The 18,804-nt window shown below is 71.2% G+C and carries 16 protein-coding genes and 1 riboswitch; of the genes, 10 read left to right on the forward strand and 6 right to left on the reverse strand.

Going from position 1 to position 18,804, the window contains the following annotated elements:
* Positions 1-99 precede the first annotated feature (99 nt).
* The gene (locus CW362_RS04780) at positions 100-831 is read right to left on the reverse strand and encodes a M50 family metallopeptidase (protein WP_103548065.1); all 732 of its coding nucleotides are present in this window, start codon (positions 829-831) and stop codon (positions 100-102) included.
* Between the two features lie 50 nt (positions 832-881).
* Here CW362_RS04780 and CW362_RS04785 point away from each other — a divergent pair, with 50 nt between their 5' ends.
* From CW362_RS04785 to CW362_RS04830, 10 genes are all read left to right on the forward strand, one after another.
* Entirely contained in the window at positions 882-1,697 is an 816-nt protein-coding gene (locus tag CW362_RS04785; RefSeq protein WP_103548066.1) for an SOS response-associated peptidase, read from the forward strand.
* 37 nt (positions 1,698-1,734) lie between these two features.
* Positions 1,735-2,361: an alpha/beta hydrolase family protein gene (locus tag CW362_RS04790; RefSeq protein ID WP_103548094.1), complete on the forward strand. Its 627-nt coding sequence runs from the start codon at positions 1,735-1,737 to the stop codon at positions 2,359-2,361.
* 256 nt (positions 2,362-2,617) lie between these two features.
* Positions 2,618-3,310 (forward strand): RNA polymerase sigma factor SigR, encoded by a 693-nt coding sequence (gene sigR / locus CW362_RS04795; protein WP_192582671.1) that lies wholly within the window; start codon positions 2,618-2,620, stop codon positions 3,308-3,310.
* The gene (gene rsrA / locus CW362_RS04800) at positions 3,307-3,609 is read left to right on the forward strand and encodes a mycothiol system anti-sigma-R factor (RefSeq protein ID WP_103548068.1); all 303 of its coding nucleotides are present in this window, start codon (positions 3,307-3,309) and stop codon (positions 3,607-3,609) included. The genes sigR and rsrA overlap by 4 nt, the downstream gene beginning before the upstream one ends.
* A 173-nt stretch (positions 3,610-3,782) precedes the next feature.
* Positions 3,783-5,141: an HD-GYP domain-containing protein gene (locus tag CW362_RS04805; protein ID WP_103548069.1), complete on the forward strand. Its 1,359-nt coding sequence runs from the start codon at positions 3,783-3,785 to the stop codon at positions 5,139-5,141.
* A gap of 71 nt (positions 5,142-5,212) precedes the next feature.
* A complete protein-coding gene (locus CW362_RS04810) occupies positions 5,213-6,436 on the forward strand; it encodes an HD-GYP domain-containing protein (RefSeq protein WP_103548095.1) in 1,224 nt (407 codons plus the stop codon).
* Positions 6,437-6,589: 153 nt separating this feature from the next.
* Complete coding sequence (locus CW362_RS04815; protein WP_103548070.1) at positions 6,590-7,570, forward strand: tetratricopeptide repeat protein; 981 nt, start codon at positions 6,590-6,592, stop codon at positions 7,568-7,570.
* A gap of 59 nt (positions 7,571-7,629) precedes the next feature.
* Entirely contained in the window at positions 7,630-8,280 is a 651-nt protein-coding gene (def, locus tag CW362_RS04820) for a peptide deformylase (protein ID WP_103548071.1), read from the forward strand.
* 342 nt (positions 8,281-8,622) lie between these two features.
* Positions 8,623-9,702 carry an epi-isozizaene synthase gene (cyc1, locus tag CW362_RS04825; protein WP_103548096.1) on the forward strand — a complete coding sequence of 360 codons (1,080 nt, stop codon included), beginning with the start codon at positions 8,623-8,625 and terminating at the stop codon, positions 9,700-9,702.
* On the forward strand, positions 9,699-11,084 hold the full coding sequence (locus CW362_RS04830) for a bifunctional albaflavenone monooxygenase/terpene synthase (protein ID WP_103548072.1): 1,386 nt from the start codon (positions 9,699-9,701) through the stop codon (positions 11,082-11,084). Before cyc1 ends, CW362_RS04830 begins: the two co-directional genes overlap by 4 nt.
* A 102-nt stretch (positions 11,085-11,186) precedes the next feature.
* On the opposite strand, the gene CW362_RS04835 is transcribed toward CW362_RS04830, so the two are convergent.
* From CW362_RS04835 to CW362_RS04855, 5 genes are all read right to left on the reverse strand, one after another.
* Complete coding sequence (locus tag CW362_RS04835) at positions 11,187-11,738, reverse strand: hypothetical protein (RefSeq protein WP_103548073.1); 552 nt, start codon at positions 11,736-11,738, stop codon at positions 11,187-11,189.
* Positions 11,739-11,841: 103 nt separating this feature from the next.
* The gene (locus tag CW362_RS04840; RefSeq protein WP_103548074.1) at positions 11,842-13,929 is read right to left on the reverse strand and encodes a putative Ig domain-containing protein; all 2,088 of its coding nucleotides are present in this window, start codon (positions 13,927-13,929) and stop codon (positions 11,842-11,844) included.
* 392 nt (positions 13,930-14,321) lie between these two features.
* The gene (locus CW362_RS04845; RefSeq protein ID WP_240657644.1) at positions 14,322-15,278 is read right to left on the reverse strand and encodes a ribonucleotide-diphosphate reductase subunit beta; all 957 of its coding nucleotides are present in this window, start codon (positions 15,276-15,278) and stop codon (positions 14,322-14,324) included.
* A gap of 62 nt (positions 15,279-15,340) precedes the next feature.
* On the reverse strand, positions 15,341-17,722 hold the full coding sequence (locus CW362_RS04850; RefSeq protein ID WP_103548075.1) for a ribonucleoside-diphosphate reductase subunit alpha: 2,382 nt from the start codon (positions 17,720-17,722) through the stop codon (positions 15,341-15,343).
* A gap of 132 nt (positions 17,723-17,854) precedes the next feature.
* Positions 17,855-18,003, reverse strand: a riboswitch (cobalamin riboswitch).
* A gap of 52 nt (positions 18,004-18,055) precedes the next feature.
* Positions 18,056-18,574 carry a GNAT family N-acetyltransferase gene (locus tag CW362_RS04855; RefSeq protein ID WP_103548076.1) on the reverse strand — a complete coding sequence of 173 codons (519 nt, stop codon included), beginning with the start codon at positions 18,572-18,574 and terminating at the stop codon, positions 18,056-18,058.
* Positions 18,575-18,804 lie beyond the last annotated feature (230 nt).

Consider the following 18,804-nt stretch of genomic DNA (forward strand, 5'->3'; position numbering starts at 1 on the left):
GCCGGTGGCACCCGTCCGGGAGGGCCGGGCGGGGCACGTGCGGGGGTGCGCCGGACGGGTCGCGGCGCAGCTCAGGACCCTCGGACAGCGGTCTGCGGATCACAGCCCCAGCAGCCAGCGCCCGCCGCCCATCAGCGAGCACAGCGACACGGCGTGGAAGAGGAACAGCCACAGTCCGGCCGGCACGTGGGTGAGCCGCGAGAGCTGGTCCGCGTCGGAGTCGCCCGCGCCGCCCCGCGTCCGCTTCGCCTGGAGCTCGAAGGCCGGGCGGACGCCGCCGAGGAGCAGGAACCACACCACGGCGTACGCGAACGCGGCCTGCACCTGGGGTCCGGCGAGCCAGGACACCAGCAGGAAGGTGCCGCCGGTGAGGATCACGGTGAGCGCGCCGTACGCGTTGCGGATCATCACCAGCATGGCTATGAGCAGGGCCGTGGCCACCCACAGCAGCAGGGTGATGTGGCCCGCGCCGAGCAGGGCCGCGCCGCCGAGGCCGAGCAGCGGGGGAGCGGTGTAGCCGGCCGCCGCCGTCAGGATCATGCCGAGGCCGGTCGGCTTGCCCCGGCTGACCGTGAGGCCGCTGGTGTCGGAGTGCAGCCGGATGCCGCTGAGACTGCGCCCGGTGAGCAGGGCGACCAGTCCGTGGCCGCCCTCGTGCGCGATGGTGATGGCGTTGCGGGAGACACGCCAGACACCGTGCGGGACGATCACCGCGAGGGCCGCGACCATGGTGGCGATCACCACCCACAGATCGGGGTCCGGCTGGGTGCCGAAGACCTCGTCCCACAGGGAGCTGAGCGAGGCCAGCGAGGTGGATGCGGTGCTGTCCATTGTCGGCGGTGGCTCCCTTTCGCGGCGCGGAATCTGGCAGTGTTGCACGTATGTGCGGACGGTATGCAGCCAGTCGTGGACCCGAGGATCTCGCAGCAACCTTTGAGGTCGAGAAGTGGGATCCGGAAGAAACCTTGGCGCCCGACTACAACGTGGCCCCGACCAAGGAGGTCTACGTCGTCCTCGACCGCCCTGTGAAGGACGCGGACAGCCCGAGACCGGTTCGCCAGCTGCGCAGGCTCAAATGGGGACTCGTCCCGTCCTGGTCCAAGACGCCCGAGGGCGCCGCCCGGATGATCAACGCGCGCGCCGAGACGGTGCACGAGAAGCCCTCGTACCGCCGTGCCTTCGCCACCCGGCGCTGCATCGTCCCCGCCGACGGCTACTACGAATGGGTCACCTCCGCCGCCGAACGCGATCTGGAGGTCGAGGGCAAGAAGAAGCGGCCCCGCAAGCAGCCGTACTTCGTGACCCCGGCGGACGGCTCCGTCTTCGCGATGGCGGGTCTGTACGAGTTCTGGCGGGACCGGACGCTGCCGGACGAGCACCCGCTGGCCTGGTGGGCGACCTGCTCGGTCATCACCACCGAGGCGGAGACGGCCCCGCTCGCGGCGGCCCCCGCCGAGGGCCCGCAGGCGCTGGCCGACATCCACCCCCGGATGCCCCTGATGCTCACCCCCGATCGCTGGGACAACTGGCTCGACCCCTCCCGCACGGACCCGGACGAGGTGCGTGACCTGCTCGCGCCGCCGCCCACCGGACTGATGCGCGCGTACCCCGTCTCCACCGCGGTCAGCAACGTCCGCAACAACGGGGCGGAGCTGCTGAGGGAACTGGAGGGGCCCGAGGAGGGCACACTCTTCTGACATGACGAGGATCGGCGACGCGAGCGGGACCGGCGAGATGATCGAGACCATCGAGACGGACGCCGGTACGGCCCGGATCACCTGGCACCGGGCGGCGGAGGCGCGGCTCGTCCTCGCCGTGAGCCACGGCGCGGGCGGCGGCATCGAGGCCCGGGACCTGCGGGCGCTCGCCGGGACGCTTCCCGCGCACGGGGTGAGCGTGGCCCTCGTCGAACAGCCCTGGCGGGTGGCCGGGAAGAAGGTGGCGCCCGCGCCGAGGACGCTGGACACGGGATGGCGGGGCGTGTGGCCGGCGCTGGCGGGACAGGGGCTGCCCGTGATCTCCGGCGGCCGCAGCGCGGGCGCCCGCGTCGCGTGCCGGACCGCGGTGGAACTGGGCGCCGCGGCGGTGCTCGCCCTGAGCTTTCCCCTGCACCCGCCGGGCAGGCCGGAGAAGTCCCGCGCCGCCGAGCTGCTCGGCGCCGGGGTGCCCACGCTCGTCGTCCAGGGCGGCAACGACCCGTTCGGCAGGCCGGAGGAGTTCCCGCCGGGCCCGTACGAGCTGATCGAAGTGCCGTACGGGGATCACGGCTTCGCCGTGCCGAAGCGGGCTCCGCTCGGCGAGGAGGAGGCGCTGAAGATCATCGCGGACGGTGTCACGGGGTGGGCCGCGTCACTCCGGTGACGGCCGGGAATGCAGGGTGACGGACTTCTGTTGTGCCGAGCAGACAGCACGCATCGTTGCTGCACCGTTCGTACGAGAGGAAGTCCGCCGCATGGGTTCGACCTTCTGCCCGAGCCGCAGCAGCCGCGCTGACCTGGACTGGACGGTGCTGCACGCGGGCAAGAACGCCCCGATTCGGGCGGCGGGCGGACATGATGTTCGTCTATCCTCCGATTCCAGTGGGACCGGTCTCGGTCTCGCTACGTCGCTGGAGGAGGTGGGTCCGGTCACTGGGACCGACGCAGGGACCGAAAACGGCCAGGCGGAGCAGCCCGAGGGCCGGGGCACGAGCGACGCGACGGCGGAGACCTCCGCCGAGCGCACCGCGCGCTTCGAGCGGGACGCGCTCGAATTCCTCGACCAGATGTATTCGGCCGCCCTGCGGATGACACGCAATCCGGCCGATGCCGAGGACCTGGTGCAGGAGACGTACGCCAAGGCGTACGCGTCGTTCCACCAGTTCCGCGAGGGCACGAACCTCAAGGCGTGGCTGTACCGCATTCTCACCAACACCTTCATCAACTCGTACCGCAAGAAGCAGCGCGAACCCCAGCGCAGCGCGGCCGAGGAGATCGAGGACTGGCAGCTGGCGCGCGCCGAGTCGCACATGTCGACCGGCCTCCGTTCCGCCGAGTCGCAGGCGCTGGACCACCTGCCCGACTCCGACGTGAAGGAAGCGCTGCAGGCGATCCCCGAGGAATTCCGCATCGCCGTCTATCTCGCGGACGTAGAGGGCTTTGCGTACAAGGAGATCGCGGACATCATGGGGACACCCATCGGTACGGTGATGTCCCGGCTGCACCGGGGCCGTCGCCAACTGCGCGGCATGCTGGAGGACTACGCCCGTGACCGCGGGCTGGTCCCCGCCGGCGCCGGAGAGTCGAACGAAGCGAAAGGCTCGGGCTCATGAGCTGCGGAGAGCCGCACGAGACGGATTGCAGTGAGGTACTCGATCATCTCTACGAGTTCCTCGATCATGAGATGCCGGACGCGGACTGCACCAAGTTCGAGGTCCACTTCGAAGAGTGCTCCCCGTGTCTGGAGAAGTACGGCCTCGAACAGGCCGTCAAGAAGCTGGTCAAGCGGTGCTGCGGCCATGACGACGTGCCCACCGATCTGCGGGCCAAGGTCATGGGCCGCATCGATCTGATCCGCTCCGGACAGACCGTGCCCGAGCACGACGTGACCGCGACGGCCCAGGAGTCCTGACCTCCGGGCGGCCCTCCGCCGCGAGGGCCGGACTCCAGGCCCTCCGTTTATCACCCGAACGTGCTAATCCGCGGGCCTGGAGCCCGCGGATTCGCACATACCCGTCCCCGTCCTCTTCCTCCCGTCCTAGGCTCCGAGCCTGAGACCGGGGGAGGTACGGGGGAGGTTCGGGGATGGGTACGGTTCCGGCGTGGGCCCGTGCGTACGTGGCCGGTGTCGTTCTCCTGGCTCTCGCCTGCCTGGCTCCCCTGCTCCATCTCCGCGTCCCCTGGGGGATCGTCGCGCCGCTCGCCGTGCTGTACGCGGGCTGCGAGCGCGTCACGCTGCCGCTCCTGCCGCGCGCCGCCGGAGCGCCCGGCGGCGACACCGCCCGGGGGATGGGCACCTTCCTCCCCGTCCTGCTGGCCGGTGCCTTCCTGCTGCCCCCGTCCGCCGCCGCCCTCGTCGCGCTGCCCGGGGCACTGCTCGCCCCGGTCGAACGGCGCCCGCGCGGCCCGCGCCGGATCTGGCGCGCGGCCCAGCTCGCCGTCGCCGTCTGGGCGGCCTCCCGGACGTACGGGGCGTGCGGCGGCCGGGAGACGCTCGTCACGCCCGACTTCCCCTACGCGCTGGTGCCCGCGGGAGCCGCGGCGCTCACCTTCTGCGCCGTGCTCACCGTCCTCGACGGCGGGATCCTCGCGCTCGCCGAGCGCGCTCCCGTGCGCGGCGCCTGGCACGGCCTCTTCGCGCGCTCGCTGGCACCGGTCGCCGTGCACGGCCTCGCCGGGCTGATGATGGCGGTGCTGTGGCGCAGCCCGTACGGGCCCGTCGCCGCGCTGCTCGTCCTGCTGCCGATGTACGTGTCCTGCTGGGTCTTCGCCCAGTACCACCGCGAGCGGGCCGCCCACCAGGCCACCATCCGCGCCCTCGTCCAGGCCGTCGACATCAAGGACGGCTACACCCGGGGGCACAGTGAACGGGTCGGCCGGGCGTCCGTGATGATCGCCCATGAGCTGGGCATGCACGACGAGCGCGTCGAGGTGCTCAGGTTCGCCGGGATCCTGCACGACGTCGGCAAACTCGGCGTCCCCACACGGCTGCTCCGCAAGGACGGACCGCTGACCCCCGAGGAGCGGCGGGTCATCGAACTGCACCCCGAGTACGGCCACGAGATGGTCCGCGGGATCGGGTTCCTCGGCGAGGCCCGCTCGGCGATCCTGCACCACCACGAGCGGCTCGACGGGAGCGGATACCCGTACGGGCTGGCGGGCGCCCAGATCCCGGAGTTCGCCCGGGTGGTGGCCGTGGCCGACGCGTTCGACGCCATGACGTCGACCCGGTCCTACCGCAGGGCCCGCCCGGTCCGCGCGGCCCTGGAGGAACTGGCGCGGTGCGCGGGGACGCAGTTCGACCCCCGGATGGTGGCGGCACTGGCACGGGCGCTCGACCGGCACGGCTGGCACCCCGTGGTGACCGCGGACACCGCCCCGGCCGTCGCGTCCGGCATGCCGCCCGCGCATCCGTCCGGCACCGTCGGACGGAGCGCACCGTGAGCACCACCGCCCCACGGTCCGGGGTCCGCGCCCGCCCCGCCCGCCTCCCGTCGGCCGGCGGGACCCCCGTCCTGCTCATCGCGGTGCGCGCCCTCGCCCTCCTCCTCGCGCTCCTCGCCCTCGGCGTCACCCTCTGGCACGGACTCGACGAACGCGGTACGGCGCTGGCCTTCGGCGTGCTCATCGCCGTCGGCGAGCTCGGCCGGTGGAGCGGGACCGGGGAGCGGGAGCCCGCGCCCCTCGGGGCCGCCGGGGCCCTCGCGTACGCGCTGCTCGGCGAGAACGCCGGGCACCGCACCGACCACGGCGTCCTCCAGGTCGTCGCCGTCGTCGTGGCGGCGGCGCTGGTCGGCTGCGTTCCGCACGTGGCGCGGGGACACGGCCCGACGCCCGACCACCTCGCCCGCCGCGTCCTGACCGTCGCCTTCGCCGCCGTGTGCTTCCAACCCCTCTACGACCGGGGCAGGTTGCTGGAGTGGGGCGGTCCGGCCCAGGCCCTGCTGCTGGTCGCGCTGCTGGTCCTCACCACGCTGTGGGACGCCGTGCTCGCGGCGGCGACGGCCCACGCGCGGACCCGGTGGCCGTTCGGTCCGCTGCTGCGCGACGAGCTGCGGGCCACCCCCGGGATCGGTTCGGCGGTGTGCGCGACCGGGGCCGTGATGGCGCTCGCGGTCGCGGTGACCGGACTGTGGGCGCTGCCCGTCTTCTCGCTGCCGCTGCTGCTCACCCAGCTGTCCTTCCGGCGCTACGCGGCCGTGCGGGCGACCTACCGGCAGACGATCGCCTCCCTCGCGCGCGCGACCGAGATCGCCGGGTACACACCGGCCGGGCACGCCCGGCGGGTGGCCGCCCTCAGCCGGGCCGTGGGCCGTGAGCTGGGCCTGTCCGAACCCGACCTCACCGTCCTGGAGCACGCGGCGCTGATGCACGACATCGGACAGCTGAGCCTGGTCGACCCCGTGCCGGCCGGTGCCACCGCCGCGCTCCCGCCGGACGAGCAGCGACGGATCGCGCTGCTCGGCGGCGCCGTCGTACGGCAGACCGGGGTGGAGGCCGAGGTCGCCGTGGTGGTGGAGCGGCAGGCGGACCCGTACCGGGACCAGCCGGTCACCGCGCGCATCGTGCGGACCGTGAACGCGTACGAGGAGATGGCCCGGGGAGCGGGGCCCTCGGGACCGCTGACCGCGCTGGAGGAACTGCGGCTGGGCACCGCCCGCGACTACCAGCCGGAGGTCGTGGAGTCACTGGCCCGGGTCCTGTCCCGAGCCGGTCTGACCTTGCCCCGGCCTGGGTAACCCATGGGTAATGAGCGGCCGTCCGAAGGTACGTGGTTGGATGCGAGGGAGAGGGTGTCAGGGGGCACGGGCCGGACCGGGGCTGCACTGCCTCCCAGGGACTCTTCGAGGGACCGGCAGGCGGGAAACGCGAGGAACTGGCAGGCGGGAATCGTGAGGATCTTCGGCAAGGGGCGACACCGGCCCTCCGCCTCGTGGCGGCAGGCCACCGATCGTGCGTTCACGCTGATCGGCGACGGCCGGTACGAGGACGCGGGAGCGCTGCTGACGCGTGCCGCGGACCTGGAGCCCTGGCTGTCCGAGTCCTGGTTCAACCTGGCCCTGCTGCACAAGTTCCGGCACGACTGGGAGCAGGCGCGGGCGGCCGGTCTGCGCGCCGTCGCCCTGCTCGACCGGGAGACCGGCGCACCCGACTGGTGGAACGTGGGGATCGCGGCCACCGCCCTCCAGGACTGGCCGCTGGCGCGGCGCGCCTGGCAGGCGTACGGGCTGCGGGTCCCCGGTGGCGCCGCCGTCTCCGGCGAGCCGACGGGCATGGCCCTCGGCAGCGCGGCGGTCCGGCTGTCCCCGGAGGGCGAGGCCGAGGTGGTGTGGGGGCGCCGGCTGGACCCGGCCCGTCTCGAGGTGCTGTCGATCCCGCTGCCGTCCTCGGGCCGCCGCTGGGGCGAGGTCGTGCTGCACGACGGCGTTCCGCACGGTGAGCGGACCACGGCCGCCGGGCACGCCTACCCGGTCTTCGACGAGATCGAGCTGTGGGCCCCTTCACCGGTGCCGACCTGGGTCGTCCTCCTCGAGGCGGCCACCGAGGACGACCGGGACGCGCTGGAACGGCTCGCCGCCGACGCCGGCTTCGCCGCGGAGGACTGGTCGTCGTCCGTACGGCTGCTGTGCCGGATGTGCTCCGAGTCCCGGATGCCGTCCGACGAGGGCGACGAGGAACACCTCGACCCGCACGACCACAGCGAGCCGGGGCACCCGGGTCCGCTCGGCCATCGCACCGACGGGCTGCTGTGGGTGCCCGAGCGGGAGTGCGGGCTCGCGGCGCCCGCCTCGCTGGTGCGCGGTCTTCTCGACGGCTGGGTCGCCGACAGCCCGGACTCCCGTGACTGGCGGGATCTGGAAGAGGTCTGCTGAGCGCACCTTTAGGCTGTAGTCGCAGGAAATTCCAAGGTCTGAGGAAGGCGTACGTCGTCATGGCGCAGCAGGACACCGATCAGCAGCACGTGGGCGTGCTCCCCGTGGACGACGACGGCTTCGTCATCGACACCGAGGACACCGAGGAGCGCGAGAGCGGCTACCGCGAGCGCGGCACCTCGCGCCCGATCACGGTGGTCGGGAACCCGGTGCTGCACAAGGAGTGCAAGGACGTCACCGAGTTCGGGGACGAGCTGGACCAGCTGGTCGCCGACATGTTCGCGAGCCAGCGCACCGCCGAGGGCGTGGGCCTGGCGGCCAATCAGATCGGTGTCGACCTGAAGGTCTTCGTCTACGACTGCCAGGACGACCAGGGCGTCCGGCACGTCGGCGTGGTCTGCAACCCGAAGCTGGTCGACCTGCCCGCCGACCGGCGTCAGCTGGACGAGAGCAACGAGGGCTGCCTGTCCGTGCCGACCGCCTACGCGCCGCTCGCCCGCCCCGACTACGCCGAGGTCACCGGGCAGGACGAGAAGGGCAACCCGGTCCGGGTGCGCGGCACGGGCTACTTCGCGCGCTGCCTCCAGCACGAGACGGACCACCTGTACGGCTACCTGTACATCGACCGGCTCTCCAAGCGCGACCGCAAGGACGCGCTGCGGCAGATGGCCGAGAACGAGCCCCGCTACGAGGTCGTGGCGAACGGCTGAGCCGTCGCCCCGCCGGGCGCCCCGCGCGGCTGTGACATGAATTGACCGGCGTGACGCGCGGTCCCTCGTGGGTCTACTCGAAACGGTGCCTGGGCAGGTGATCCTCCTGACCAGGCACCGTTCGCATGTACGTCGTATGTTCGATCCCTTGTACTCCTTCAGCGATCCATATTCAGTCATACAAGGGGATATTCTCGGCGCGGTCGCGCAGTCGGTGGTCCGAATCCATTCCCAGAGCGGTCAGTTGTGGTGCTGAATGGGAAGTGCGGGGATACGCGACGACGCGCGCCCGGCACGGGTGGAGGGGTGTGACGTCAACAGGCGGCTGAGAGGGGTTTGTTCGTGCGTGCTTTCTCATACGGCTCTTCGTCGACAGCGCTCGCGGTACCGCCGGCGCTCTCTCTTCCGGTGGTCGAGTCCGAGTTTCCCCGTCGACTGCACCCGTATTGGCCGAGGCTCCAGGAGAACACCAGGGCCTGGCTCCTCGAAAAACGGCTGATGCCCGCGGGCAAGGTCGAGGAGTATGCCGACGGCCTGCGCTACACGGATCTCATGGCGGGCTACTACACGGGCGCCCCCGACGAGGTCATGCAGGCGATAGCGGACTACAGCGCGTGGTTCTTCGTCTGGGACGACCGTCATGACCGCGACGCGGTCCACGGCAGGGCGGGCGCCTGGCGGAAGCTCAGGTTCCGGCTCCATGCGGCCCTCGACGCACCCGGGGAGCACCTGCACCACCGGGATCCCCTGGTCGCGGGATTCGCGGACAGCATGGTGCGGTTGTACTCGTTCCTCGGCGAGAAGTGGAACAAACGGTTCGCGTTCCACTTCCATGCGGTGATCGAGGCCTACGACCGGGAGTTCCGGAACCGGATCTCCGGCACCGTTCCCACGGTCGCGGAATACCTGGAACTCCGGCGCCTCACTTTCGCGCACTGGATCTGGACCGACCTTCTGGAGCCGAGTACGGGCCATGAACTACCCGTCGGTGTGAGGCTCCATCCCGCATTCACGCGGGCGGCGCTGCTCAGTCAGGAATTCGCCGCCTGGTACAACGACCTCTGTTCTCTGCCCAAAGAAATAGCGGGCGACGAGGTGCACAATCTCGGGATCAGTCTCATTCATCACGAGGGGCTGACGCTGGAAGAAGCCGTCACCGAAGTGAGGCGGCGGGTCGAGGAATGCGTGGAGCAGTTCCTCGCCGCCGAGAAGGGCGTATTACGGCTCGCCGAATCGCTCGCCGACGGCACGGTCCGGGGAAAAGAGACGAGTGTCGCCGTCACGGCGTGCCTCGAAAACATGCGGAACTGGTTCAGCTCCGTGTACTGGTTCCACCACGAGTCGGGCCGGTACATGGTCGACAGCTGGGACGACCGCTCCACGCCCCCGTACGTCAACAATGAAGCGGCAGGTGGGAAATGACCGTCGATTCGGTACGACCCGAGGTGCCCGAGGCGCGGGAGCTGTCGGTCCCGCCCCTCGCCGGAGGCGGGGTGCCCGTCCTCGGGCACGGCTGGAAGCTGGTCCGCGACCCCCTGGGCTTCCTCGCCCGGCTGCGCGACCACGGCGATGTCGTCCGGCTCAGGATGGGACCCAAGACGGTGTACGCCGTCACCACCCCCGCGCTCACCGGCGCGCTGGCACTCAGTCCCGACTACGAGATCGGCGGCCCCCTGTGGGAGTCGCTCGAAGGCCTGCTGGGCAAACAGGGTGTCGCCACGGCCAACGGGGCGCTGCACCGGCGCCAGCGCCGGACCATCCAGCCCGCGTTCCGGGCCGACGCCATCCCCGAGTACGGCCCGATCATGGAGGAGGAGTCGAAGGCGTTCGCGGAGCGCTGGGAGAGCGGCGCGACGGTCGACTGCACCTCCGAGTCGTTCCGCGTCGCGGTCCGTGTCGCCGCCCGCTGTCTGCTGCGCGGACGGTTCATGGACGAGCGCGCCGAGCGGCTGAGCCTCGCGCTCACCACCGTGTTCCACGGCATGTACCGCCGTATGGTCGTACCCGCCGGACCGCTCTACCGGCTCCCGCTTCCCTCGATACGCGCATTCGACCGCGCATTGGCCGATCTGCACGCGCTCGTCGACGAGATCATCGACGAGCGGCGGGCATCTGGTCAAAAGCCGGACGATTTGCTGACGGCATTGCTGGAAGCGAAGAACGACGACGGCGACCCCATAGGCGAACAGGAGATCCACGACCAAGTCGTCGCGATACTCACCCCCGGCAGCGAAACCATCGCCTCCACGATCATGTGGTTGCTTCAAGTCTTGACGGAACATCCGGAACACGCGGACAAAGTGGCCGCAGAGGTCCGATCCGTCGCGGGAGACCGGCCCGTCGGATTCGGCGACGTCCGGAAGCTGTCGTACACGAACAATGTCATCGTCGAGGCGATGCGTTTACGGCCCGCCGTATGGATATTGACGCGGCGCGCGGTGGCCGAAACCGAGCTGGGCGGCTATCGCATTCCGGCCGGAGCGGACATCGTATACAGCCCGTACGCGATCCAGCGCGATCCCCGGTCGTACCGGGAACACCTGGATTTCGATCCCGACCGCTGGCTTCCGGAACGTTCCGAGGACATCCCGAAGTACGCGATGCGCCCCTTCAGCGTGGGCAACCGCAAGTGCCCGAGCGACCACTTCTCGATGGCGCTGCTCTCCCTGATCACCGCGACCCTGGCGTCCCGGTGGCACTTCGAACAGGTGTCCGGGTCCAGTGACGCGACCCGCGTCGGCATCACCCTGCGGCCCCACAGGCTGCGGCTGAGGGCCCGGCCGCGCCAGGAGGACCCGGTGTAGGCCGGGCCCGACCCGGACGGCGCGGGCCGGTGCCCGGCCGCCGAGCCGTCCGCGGCGCACGTCCGGACCGCCCTCGGGCCCCGGGCGCGCGCCGCGGCGGTCTCACGCCTTCGGCACGACCACGGTGACCGTCCACTCCTGGAGGCCCTTGCAGGACATCCGGGCCGGGTCGCTCGGGCACATCGGCCGCGACGAGGTCAGCGTGACGGTCCCGGCCCCGACCGCCCGGTAGGCGGCGGAGGCGTCACCCGGCTGGAGGACGATCCCGCCGTTGGTGGCCGTCAGCGCGTCGCCGTCGCTCTTGACCGGTTTCCAGGGCCGGCTGGTGGTGCCGTCCAGCAGGACCCGGATCGTGTCGCCGGGTGCCAGACAGTACGTGTGGCCCGTGTCGGCGGCGTCGAGCTGTGCCTCGGCCTTCGCGCAGTCCGGTCCGGAAGGGGGCGGGGACGGCGATCGGGTGCCGTCGGTCGGGCTCGGGGACGGTGCCGCGGTGCCTCCGGTCGGGGACGGGGACGCCGTCGCCGTGCCTCCGGTCGGGGACGGCGATCGGGTGCCGTCGGCGCCCGTGTCGGTGGTGCCCTGGCTGCCGCAGCCCGCCAGCAGCAGGGCCAGGGCGGCGAGGGCGATGGTCCGGGTGTGAGTCGTTCGACGCATGGGGTGGCCTCCTCGGGGGTTGGACGTGCCACCGGTGGATCGGGATCCCTCCGCGCGCACGACGGGGCCCCGGCCGCCTCGGCGGCCGGGGCCCCGGTGCGGCTCAGCTTGTCGTCAGGGCCGTGTCGTCCACGACGAAGCTGGTCTGGAGCGAGGAGTCCTCGACGCCGCTGAACTTCAGCGTGACGGTCGAACCGGCGAAGGAGGACAGGTCGAAGCTCTTCTGGGCGTACCCGGAAGCCTTGTTCAGGTTGGAGTAGGTCGCGAGCGTGGTGGAGCCCGCGGTGACGGTGAGCTTGTCGTAGGCCGTGCTCGTGCTGGTCTCGGCCGTGTCGACGTGCAGGTAGAAGGTGAACGTGGCCTTGCAGCCGGACGGGATCGTCACCGACTGGGAGAGCGTGTCGGTGTGGGTCGAGCCGTATCCGTCGAGCCAGGCGTCGTACGAGCCGCCGTGGGTCGCCTCACCGGTGTCGTCGGTGATGACACCGCTGGTCTCGCTCCACACGGTGGCGCCCGACTCGAAGCCCTGGTTGCCGAGCAGTTGCGCCGAGGAGCAGGTGCCGCCCGAGGTGCCGACGGTCCAGGTGAAGGAGGCGGAACCGGAGGCGCCGGTGCTGTCCTTGGCCGTGACGGTGACCGCGTAGGTGCCCGCGGTGCTCGCGGTGCCGGAGATCAGACCGGTCGAGCTGCCGATGGACAGGCCGGTCGGCAGTCCGGTCGCGCTGTAGGTGAGGGTCGCGCCGGCGCTGTCGCTGGCCGAGATCTGAAGGCTCGCGGCGCTGCCGGTGGCCGTGGACTGGCTGCCCGGGTTGGTGACGGTCACCGTGGTGCCGGTGCCGGTGCCCGAGGTGAAGGCGGCCGTGCCGTTGGGGGTGCCCCAGCCGGTCGGGCCGTCGTAGCCGGTGCCCGCGGTGCAGAAGTACGAGGTGGAGCAGGAGCCGTTGTTGCCGCTGGTCACGTCGTACAGGTTCGAGGTGTGGGAGTAGGGGTACTTCGCCGGGTAGTCGCCGGAGCCCGGGGTGCCGGCCAGCGCGTAGACGCCCGCGATGATCGGCGCCGAGGCGCTGGTGCCGCCGTAGACCGCCCAGCCGGAGCCGCCGTAGGTGTCGTAGACCGCCACACCGGTCGCGGGGTCGGCGACCGCGGAGACGTCGGACTCCATGCGCTTCGCGCAGCCGGTGTCGGTCTGCCAGGACGGCTTGGCGTCGTAGGCGGAGCAGCCGGAGCCGGTGCCCTCGGTGCTGCTGGTCTTCCAGACCGACTCGCTCCAGCCGCGGGTGCCGGAGGAGGTGCTCAGCGCGGTTCCGCCGACGGCGGTCACGTACTGGGAGGTCGCCGGGTACTCGGCGCCGTAGGCCTCGTCGCCCGAGGAGACGGTGATGGCGACACCCGGGTGCTTGAAGTACGAGGTGTCCTCGCCGGTCTGCGAGGAGGACTCGGAGCCGCCCCAGCTGTTGGAGACGAACTTCGCGCCCAGCGCGACGGCCTCGTTCTCGGCGGCGCCGAGGTCGGAGTCGTTCGCGGAGTTCGCCTCGACGAGGATGATGTTGCAGTTGGGGCAGACGGCGCTGACCATGTCGATGTCGAGCGCCTCCTCACCCGCCCAGCCGGTGTCGTTGCTCGGCAGCGAAGTGGTCGAACCGGTCTGGCTGACCTGCTTGAAACACCCGTTGGCCACGGTGCAGGCGGACAGCCCGTACTGCGAGCGGTAGGTGGCCAGGTCGGCGGCCGCGTTGGGGTCGTTGTAGGCGTCGACCACGGCGACCGTCATGCCGGAGCCGCCCGTCGAGGGCAGGTTGTAGGCGCTGTGCAGGTTGGCCGGGCTGAGGCCGGAGACCGCGGCGGCGGCGTCGGGGGAGACCTTCGCCGCGAGCTTCTGCGCGATGTCGGTACGGCGCTGGGCGAAGCAGGACATCCGGCCCGGCTTCGTCGCCGCGGCGCACAGGTGCTTCGTCGCGACCTTCTGACCGGCCCGGCCGGTCGCGTGGACCGTCTGCCGGGCGGGGTCGGTCAGGGCGCGGGAGTTCTGGGTGGTCCGGGAGACGTGGGGGGCCGGCGCGGGCTGCGCGCTCGCGGGCGGGGCCGCGGTGAACCCGGCGAGGCCGAGCGCCAGGGCGGGGAGGGCGGTGGTGAGGAGTCTTCGCAGGCTCCGGGCCGGTCTGCCGGCGGATATCGGGCGCTGGGAACGCATGGGGGTGTCGCCTCCATCGGTTCGAGGCCGGTACCGCTCGGGCCCGGGTGGGGCCGTGCGCGGCGCCTTGGCCGGAAGTGGGGTTCTCGGCGCGCTGAGAGGGCCGCCCGTGACGCGCGTAGCGCGAACGTGGAGAGATGCGTCATGGGCATGCCAAATCAGCCGTCCCGGTGTGCCGCGGAGCGTGGCGCGACGGGACGGCCAGAACGTAACCGGGGGGAACGGCGCGCGAACAGCGGTGCCGGCAGAACTTTGCCGCTCCATGGACGGGGATTGGCGCGGCGATTGGAGGCGCGGGAGCTGTACGTGACGAAAGCCGGGCCGCAGGGTGCGGCCCGGCTCTCGTCGATGACGGTCGGTCAGAAGGTCAGAAGGTCAGAAGACCTGACCGGTCAGAAGTCCTCGTCGAAGTCGACGGTGCCCTCCACCGCGACCTGGTACGCGGACGGCCGGCGCTCGAAGAAGTTGGTCAGCTCCTGGACACCCTGCAACTCCATGAAGGAGAAGGGGTTCTCGGAGCCGTACACCGGCGCGAAGCCCAGCCGCTGGAGGCGCTGGTCCGCCACGCACTCCAGGTACTGCCGCATCGACTCGGTGTTCATGCCCGGCAGACCCTCGCCGCACAGGTCACGGCCGAACTGCAGCTCCGCCTCGACGGCCTCGCGCAGCATGTCCGTCACCTGCTCCTGGAGCAGGTCGTCGAAGAGCTCCGGCTCCTCCTTGCGGACGGTGTCGACGACCTCGAAGGCGAAGCTCATGTGCATCGTCTCGTCGCGGAACACCCAGTTGGTGCCGGTCGCCAGACCGTGCAGCAGACCCCGGCTGCGGAACCAGTAGACGTACGCGAAGGCACCGTAGAAGAAGAGCCCCTCGATGCACGCGGCGAAGCAGATCAGGTTCAGCAGGAAGCGCCGGCGGTCGGCCTTGGTCTCCAGCCGCTCCAGCTTCTCCACCGAGTCCATCCACTTGAAGCAGAACTGCGCCTTCTCGCGGATGGAGGGGATGTTCTCGACCGCCGCGAAGGCCGCCGCGCGGTCGTCCGGGTCGGGCAGGTAGGTGTCGAGCAGCGTCAGATAGAACTGGACGTGCACGGCCTCCTCGAAGAGCTGACGGCTCAGGTACAGCCGCGCCTCGGGGGAGTTGATGTGCTTGTACAGCGTCAGCACCAGGTTGTTCGCCACGATCGAGTCGCCCGTCGCGAAGAACGCGACCAGTCGGCCGATCATGTGCTGCTCGCCCGGCGTCAGCTTCGCGAGGTCGGCGACGTCCGAGTGGAGGTCGACCTCCTCGACGGTCCAGGTGTTCTTGATCGCGTCCCGGTAGCGCTCGTAGAAGTCCGGGTAGCGCATGGGACGCAGGGTGAGTTCGAAGCCCGGGTCCAGGAGGTTCTTCTCGGTGTTCGTGTCGATCGTCACTGGCAGGCCTCGCAGGACTCGGGGTTTTCGAGGGAGCAGGCGACGGCGTCGGGGTCGGCCGCCTGCTGGACGGGGATGGTGGTCTCGGGCCGCGCCTGCGCCTGGGCCGCGCGGGCGATGCGGGTCGCCGGACGCGAACGCAGGTAGTACGTCGTCTTCAGGCCCGCCTTCCAGGCGTACGCGTACATCGAGGAGAGCTTGCCGATGGTCGGCGTCTCCAGGAACAGGTTCAGCGACTGGGCCTGGTCCAGGAACGGGGTGCGGGCGGCGGCCATGTCGATCAGACCGCGCTGCGGGATCTCCCACGCCGTGCGGTACAGGTCGCGGACCTCCTGCGGGACCCAGGTGAAGCCCTGGACCGAGCCGTTGGACTCGCGCAGCGCCTCACGGGTCTGCGCGTCCCACACGCCGAGCTCCTTCAGCTCGGCCACCAGGTAGGAGTTGACCTGGAGGAACTCGCCGGAGAGCGTCTCGCGCTTGAACAGGTTCGACACCTGCGGCTCGATGCACTCGTACACGCCCGCGATGGACGCGATGGTGGCGGTCGGCGCGATCGCGAGCAGCAGCGAGTTGCGCATGCCGACCGAGGCGATCCGCTCCCGCAGGGCCGCCCAGCGCTCCGGCCAGTTCAGCTCGACGTCGAAGTGGTCCGGGTGCAGCACGCCACGGGCGGTACGGGTCTTCTCCCAGGCCGGGAGCGGTCCGTTGCGCTCGGCGAGGTCCGCGGAGGCCTCGTACGAGGCGAGCATGATCCGCTCGGCGATCCGGGTGGACAGCGCGCGGGCCTCGGGCGAGTCGAAGGGGATCCGCAGCTTGAAGAAGACGTCCTGAAGACCCATCGCGCCGAGGCCGACCGGACGCCACTTGGCGTTGGAGCGGCCCGCCTGCTCGGTCGGGTAGAAGTTGATGTCCACCACGCGGTCGAGGAAGGTCACCGCGGTGCGCACGGTCTCGTCCAGCCGCTCCCAGTCGATGTCCCCGCCGGTCACGAACGCGCCGAGGTTGACCGAGCCCAGGTTGCAGACCGCCGTCTCCCCGTCGTCCGTGACCTCCAGGATCTCGGTGCACAGGTTCGAGGAGTGGACCGTGTGGCCCGGCTCCGCCGTCTGGTTGGCGGTCCGGTTGGCGGCGTCCTTGAAGGTCATCCAGCCGTTGCCGGTCTGCGCGAGGGTGCGCATCATGCGGCCGTACAGGTCGCGGGCCGGGATGGTCTTGCGGGCCAGGCCCGCCTCCTCGGCCTTGCGGTAGGCCGCGTCGAACTCGTCGCCCCACAGGTCGACCAGTTCCGGCACGTCGGCGGGGGAGAACAGCGACCAGACGCCGTCCGCGTTCACGCGGCGCATGAACTCGTCCGGGATCCAGTGCGCGAGGTTCAGGTTGTGCGTACGCCGGGCGTCCTCACCGGTGTTGTCCCGCAGCTCCAGGAACTCCTCGATGTCGGAGTGCCAGGTCTCCAGGTAGACCGCGGCCGCGCCCTTGCGCCGGCCGCCCTGGTTCACCGCGGCGACCGAGGCGTCGAGCGTCTTCAGGAACGGGACGATGCCGTTGGAGTGCCCGTTGGTGCCCCGGATCAGCGAACCGCGCGAGCGGATGCGGGAGTACGACAGCCCGATGCCGCCCGCGTGCTTCGACAGCCGCGCCACCTGGTGGTAGCGGTCGTAGATGGAGTCCAGCTCGTCCAGCGGGGAGTCGAGGAGGTAGCAGGACGACATCTGGGGGTGCCGCGTACCGGAGTTGAAGAGCGTGGGGGAGGAGGGGAGGTAGTCGAGGCGGCTCATGAGCCGGTAGAGCGCGGCGACCTCGTCCACGGAGCGGACGGTGTCGTCCTCCGCGAGACCGGAGGCCACCCGGAGCATGAAGTGCTGGGGCGTCTCGACGACCTTGCGGGTGATCGGGTGCCGGAGCAGATAGCGGCTGTGCAGCGTGCGCAGCCCGAAGTAGCCGAAGCGGTCGTCGCCCTCGGCGTCGATCAGCGCGTCGAGGCGGGCCGTGTGCAGCCGCACGAACGCGGCCGTGCGGTCGGCGATCAGGCCCTCGCGGTGGCCGACGGCGACCGACTCGGAGAAGGCGGTGACGCCCTGGGAGGCGGCCTCGGCGGCGATCGTGATCGCGAGCAGGCGGGCGGCCAGCCGGGAGTAGGCGGGGTCCTCGGAGATGAGACCCGCGGCCGCCTCGGTGGCCAGTTCGCGCAGCTCGGCCTCGTCGGCGCGGGCGGACCGGCCGCGCAGCGCCGCGGCGGCGACCCGGCCGGGGTCGGCGTCGGGGAGGTCGGCGGTCAGATCCGTCAGGGTCCGCAGCAGCGCGGTCCCGGGACCGTCGGTCTCCACCGGGGCCTGCTGCGCGGTCGCTGAAGCCGGATCGGCTGGCGCGATGGTCACTGGGGCTCTCCCTCGCTCGGCACGGGGCCTCGCGGGCGGGCACGGGGCACACGGGAGCGCTTCGGGGCAGCACACACCGCGTCCACCGGCCCATTCCGCGAGGCCCGGACGTCGTCGGCACCCGGGCCGGACGGCCGGGGCGCGCTGTCGGCAGGTCCTCGGACTGACGCGAGTACGGGCACACGCAGACGCGAACACGCACAAGTACACCGTTGCGGGACAGTTCCGGATTCGCACCGGATTCCCCTGCGGCGACAGCGACCATGAGCATACATCTTGTGCCGGGCTCCGGGACTGCCCCCACATGTTGTGTCCGCTGGGTGCTCGGGAGCGCTACGGAGTGTGCCGGAGCGTCAACTCGTAGGTGAGCAGCCGGATGTCGTCGAGCTCCGGAAACGGGTTCCAGTCACGGTCCGGGGTGCGGGTGAAGCCCAGGCGCTCGTAGAGCCGGTGGGCGCTGTGCATGGTGCGCTGGGTGGACAGTACGAGGCGCGCGCAGCCCTCGGCGGCCCGTGCCCGGCCGACGCAGGCGCGCACGAGGGCCTCGCCCGCGCCCCGGCCGCGCGCCTCCCGGGCGACCGCCAGCATCCGGATCTCGGCCTCACCCGCGCGCGCGGAGTCGGCCATGGGGCTGCCGTCCGCCGCGAAGGTCACGCTGCCGAGCACCCGGTCCCCCTCGACGGCGACCAGCACCTCGGCGACGGCCGCGCGCCCCGCGACGTCCCGCAGTCTTCCGAGGTACGCGTCGCTCTCCCCGAAGTCCAGCAGCCCGTCCCCGAGGTAGGCCTGGGCCGCGATCTCGCCGACGACGCGGTACTCCTCCGGCCGGGCGGTCCTGATGACGATGTCCATGCGGGCGAGTGTGCCCGACCGGTACGGCGACGGGCCGCCGGTTTTTCACCGGCGGCCCGTCGTTCACGGCTGTCGCGGGACTTGTCCCCGATGTCTCCCGGTGACTCGGGTCCTAGGGCGTGTTTCGAAAGTCCCGTCTGGCTCGCGACGCCTGGCACGGCACCTCGCCGCGTTGTCGGGATCACCCGAGTACACCCAGTACGCGGGCGACCCTCCGCCTTGCGATGCAC

Origin of the sequence: Streptomyces populi (assembly GCF_002911015.1) — a bacterium.
GTDB classification, from domain to species: domain Bacteria; phylum Actinomycetota; class Actinomycetes; order Streptomycetales; family Streptomycetaceae; genus Streptomyces; species Streptomyces populi.